The sequence below is a fragment of the Paraburkholderia sp. genome (genome assembly GCF_036488505.1).
In the GTDB taxonomy this organism is placed as follows: Bacteria; Pseudomonadota; Gammaproteobacteria; order Burkholderiales; family Burkholderiaceae; genus Paraburkholderia.
This window is the reverse complement of record NZ_DASXHN010000353.1, coordinates 1-4,120: the sequence shown is the minus strand read 5'-3', so window position 1 is coordinate 4,120 and position 4,120 is coordinate 1. Positions and strand designations below refer to the sequence as shown.

The following is a 4,120-nucleotide window of genomic DNA, read 5'->3' as shown; positions in this document are numbered from 1 at the left end:
TTGACGAGTCAATGGGGCTGGCAACAGTTGCTGATTCCGCAGGCGCTGCGCGGCATCGGCCAACAGTTCTGCATTCCGCCGATCGTGACGATGTCGCTCGGCGCATTGCCGCCATCACGGCTGCGCTCGGCGAGCGGCCTGTTCAATCTGATGCGTAACCTCGGCGGTGCGATCGGGATCGCGGTCAGCAGCACGATGCTGAACGATCGGCTGAACCTGCATTACGAACGGCTCGACGAACATCTGAACACCGGCCGTCCGGCGGTCGAAGCCATCTTGCACAAGCAGGCCGCGTATCTGTCGGCGCTCGGCGGGGACGTACTGAATGCCGCGCACGCGGGACTCGCCGAACTGAATGCGATCCTGACGCGCGAAGCGCTCGTGCTCGCATTTTCCGACGCGTTTCTGGCCGTGTCGCTTTGCTTCGTGGTCGGCTTGCTGAGCGTGCTGTTTTCACGCCCGTTCGGCCATACCCCTCCGCCGCCCGATGCCCATTGAGGAACCCAACATGAAGCGGATTGTGATGAAGGCAGTGGCGAGCGCGGCATGGCTGACGCTCGCTGCGTGCGCGGTGCAACCGGCCACGCACGCGGATTTGCCGCAGACGGTCACGACCGTCGCGCCGGCCGCATGGAGCGTCGACGCGCCGCAGGACAGCGCCGGCACCGATGCGTGGTGGGCGCGTTTCGGCGACCCGGTCATGCATCGTCTGGTCGCATCGGTGCTGAGCGGCAATCTCGACTTGCAGGCCGCAGCGGAGCGCGTCAAGCAGGCGCAGGATCTCGTCACGCAGAATCGCGCGGCGCTCGTGCCCGAACTGAACGCGCGGGCGGGCGCATCGGACATGCGCCAGAACACGCCGCCGCCGCTTGGCTATGTGAGGCAGGCCGGCTTCGGCGTCGCCGCCAGCTGGTCGCCCGACGTGTTCGGCGGCGAGCGGCTCGCGGTGCTGGCGTCGCAGGCGCAGGTGTCGGGCCGCGAGGCCGCGCTACGGGAACTGCGGCTCGCGCTGGCCGCGAATACGGCGGCCGCGTATATCGACCTGCGCTGGGCGCAGACGCAATTGCGGATTCTCAGCGACAACGAACAAATTCGCAGCCGCGCGCTGAAGCTCACGCAGCAGCGTTTGCATTACGGACTGTCGACGCAGCTCGACGTCGCGCGCGCGCAGAACCAGCTCGAGGATTTGCAGGCGCAGATCCCGCCGATGCAATCGACGGTGCAGCATCAACTGAGTCTGATCGCGGTCTATTCGGGGCGCACGCCCGAAAGCGTCGACGAGTTGCTGCTCGCCGATGCGCGCGAGATTCCGGTGCCCGCGCAAAGCGCACCGCAAGCGCTGCCGTCCGACGCGTTGCTGCATCGGCCCGACGTGCGTGTCGCGTATGCACTGGTCGAGCAGCGCGCGGCGCAGGTAGGGGTATCGAAGGCGCAGCGTTATCCGCAGTTCCGGATCGATTTGACTAACGGCTTGCTGGCGTCGTCGTATCTTGGCCTGCCGACCCTCACCGACAACCTGTTTAGCGCCGCGCTGAATGCAACCAGTCCGATCTTCAACGCCGGACGCATCACCGCGAACATCGATGCGAGCGAAAGCCGCATGCGCGAATCGCAGCTCGGTTTGCAGCAGACGATGTTGCAGGCGCTCAAGGAAGTCGAGGACAACCGCAGCGACCTCGTGAGCGGCGCGCTGCAGGTGCAGCGTCTGGGCGGCGCGCTCGACGCGTCGAACCACGCGCTGCGGCTGTCGACCGAGTTGTACAAAGGCGGCGCGTCGAGCTTCCTCGACGTGCTGGCCGCGCAGGAGGCGTATCTGCGCGACTCGGAGTCGCTGAATCAGGCGAAGCGCGAGCATGCGCTGTCGGCGATCGCGCTGTATCGGTCGCTTGGCGGCGGCTGGGACGAGCAGCAGACGGTTGCGTCCACGGCCGCGAATCCATAGTCCGCACGGCAGGCGGACATAAGGCGGACGCGTCGGCGCGGCGCTGCGGTGCAGTGCGTGAGCGAACCGGTTTGCGGGGCTGGTCCCGGTTGCATCGCAGCACGGGGCGCGTTGCAAGCGTGGCCGGAAGCGATGCACGATCTTTGTTACATTCCTCCAGACGCACCGCATGCGCAGCACGTTGGCGTGCGTCGAACGTCGCGGCATGCGTGGTGAGACCCAAATCCTTTGAAGAGGCTCAAGATGAGAATTCTGGTAGTGGGGGCGGGCGCGGTAGGCGGATATTTCGGCGGACGTCTCGCGGCGGCCGGTCAGGATGTGACCTTCCTCGTGCGCCCGGGCCGCTCGGACAGACTGCGGCGCGATGGCCTCGTCATCGAGAGCCCGCGCGGCAACCTCGTGCTGCGCCACGTCAAAACGATTCTGGCCGGCGTGAGCGCCGAGCCGTTCGACGTCGTGCTGCTCAGCTGCAAAGCCTACAGCCTCGACGACGCGATCGATTCGTTCGCGCCGCTGGTCGGCGAATCGACGCTAATCCTGCCGATGCTCAACGGCATGCGCCATATCGACGTGCTGTGCGCGCGATTCGGCAACGAGCGCGTGCTCGGCGGCCAGTGTGTGATTGCCGCGACGCTGAATGCCGAACAGCACATCGTGCATCTGAACGACATGCAGGCGATTTCGTTCGGCGAACTCGCCGGTCGCACGTCCGCGCGCGTCGAGGCGATCGCGCAGGCGATGTCGGGCGCAAACTTCGACGCGTCGGTCAGCGACAACATCCTGCTGCGCATGTGGGAAAAATGGGTGTTTCTGGCCACGTTGGCGGGCAGTACCTGCTTGATGCGCGGTTCGGTCGGCGATATTCTGGCTGCGCCCGACGGCAAGCGCTTGATCGAAAATCTGCTCGCCGAGTGCCGCGCGGTCGCGCAGCACAACGGCTTCACGTTGGCCGCGGACTTCGACGCGCGCGCCGCGCAGACGCTGTTGACGCCGTCGCCTCTGACCGCGTCGATGCTGCGCGACGTCGAAAATCGCTCGCACACCGAGGCGGATCACATTCTCGGCGATCTGATCTCGCGTGGCGGCGACGCACAACAGGGCGAGCACAGCCTGTCGCTGCTACGCATCGCCTATAGTCATCTGAAGACGTACGAAGCCCGCCAGGCCCGTACCTCCTGACGGCTCGCGACGGAGCCGGTGCCGAAGCCGATGGCGGGCGTCAGCGTAGTCCAACGACGTTTCGGAGGTGAAGCATGCCGGCTCCAATCGGATCGGTTCCCGCGCTCAGTGCTGCATCGGCGACGGTGTTTTCGATCGGTATCGTGTTTCTCGGCTACTGGGGCATGTATGAGCCGACCGCCTGGCGCGCCGCCGATGTCGTGGTGTTCGTGCTCGCGCTGGCCGGCTTCGCATGCCTCGGCCTCGTGCCGTGGATGGCGACCAGCCCGGTCGAGCCGGAGACCAGCGACGCCCGCATACGCATCGCACGGCATCTGTTTCTGACGGGCGTGGTATCGATCTGGCTCGCGGTAGCGGTTTCCGCGGTCTTCTGAACACGCCTGAAGCGCAGCGCGCCCGCGTTGCGGCCGTGTTACTCCAGTGTCGTCCTCGACGACACCGAAATCAGGGTCCAGCCGTTGATCGCGACGATCGGCTGCGTCGGACCGCTGATTCCCCGTCCACTGAAAAATGCCGCGAGCGCGGTGTCGATCGTGCTCGTGCCATGGTTTCGTCGAGCGCGAGCATCGGGCGCCCGTTTTCGCATCGATGTCCGTCCGGACGGTGCGGCCGCAGCGGTAAGCTTACGTTTGCCCCTGGTCAGCCTCAATAACCGTTTCGCCGATATTCGAGGTAACTACCCGAATGGACATCCATATCGCGGTCGAAGGACATCACGATCTGTCCGGACAGATTTATCGTCAGTTGCGCGCGGGCATCGTCGAAGGACGGCTCGCCGGCGGCACGCGTCTGCCGTCCACGCGCGATCTCGCGACGCAACTTGGCGTATCGCGCAAGACCACGCTCGACGTGTTCGAGCGGCTGTTGTCCGAAGGCTATCTAAGCGCGCGCGCGGGCTCGGGTACCTTCGTCGCCGACGGGCTCGAGCGTTTGCCGGCCGAGCGCTCAGCGCAGGCGCGCGGCGCGGATGCGTTGCGCGCACGGGCCGCCGCGAAAGCG

The 4,120-nt window shown here is 65.9% G+C and carries 4 protein-coding genes and 1 pseudogene; all 5 read left to right on the top strand.

The features are described 5' to 3' along the window. Window positions 1-498: pseudogene (locus tag VGH68_RS21055) on the top strand (EmrB/QacA family drug resistance transporter); the annotation flags it as partial. A 10-nt stretch (window positions 499-508) separates the two neighbouring features. Then, the gene (locus tag VGH68_RS21050; RefSeq protein ID WP_331605632.1) at window positions 509-1,942 is read left to right on the top strand and encodes an efflux transporter outer membrane subunit; all 1,434 of its coding nucleotides are present in this window, start codon (window positions 509-511) and stop codon (window positions 1,940-1,942) included. 243 nt (window positions 1,943-2,185) lie between these two features. Continuing rightward, window positions 2,186-3,121 (top strand): 2-dehydropantoate 2-reductase, encoded by a 936-nt coding sequence (gene panE, locus VGH68_RS21045; RefSeq protein ID WP_331605631.1) that lies wholly within the window; start codon window positions 2,186-2,188, stop codon window positions 3,119-3,121. 74 nt (window positions 3,122-3,195) lie between these two features. Then, a complete protein-coding gene (locus VGH68_RS21040; RefSeq protein WP_331605630.1) occupies window positions 3,196-3,495 on the top strand; it encodes a hypothetical protein in 300 nt (99 codons plus the stop codon). Between the two features lie 310 nt (window positions 3,496-3,805). Further along, window positions 3,806-4,120: winged helix-turn-helix domain-containing protein (locus VGH68_RS21035; RefSeq protein WP_331605629.1), on the top strand; the 315-nt coding region annotated here is incomplete at its 3' end.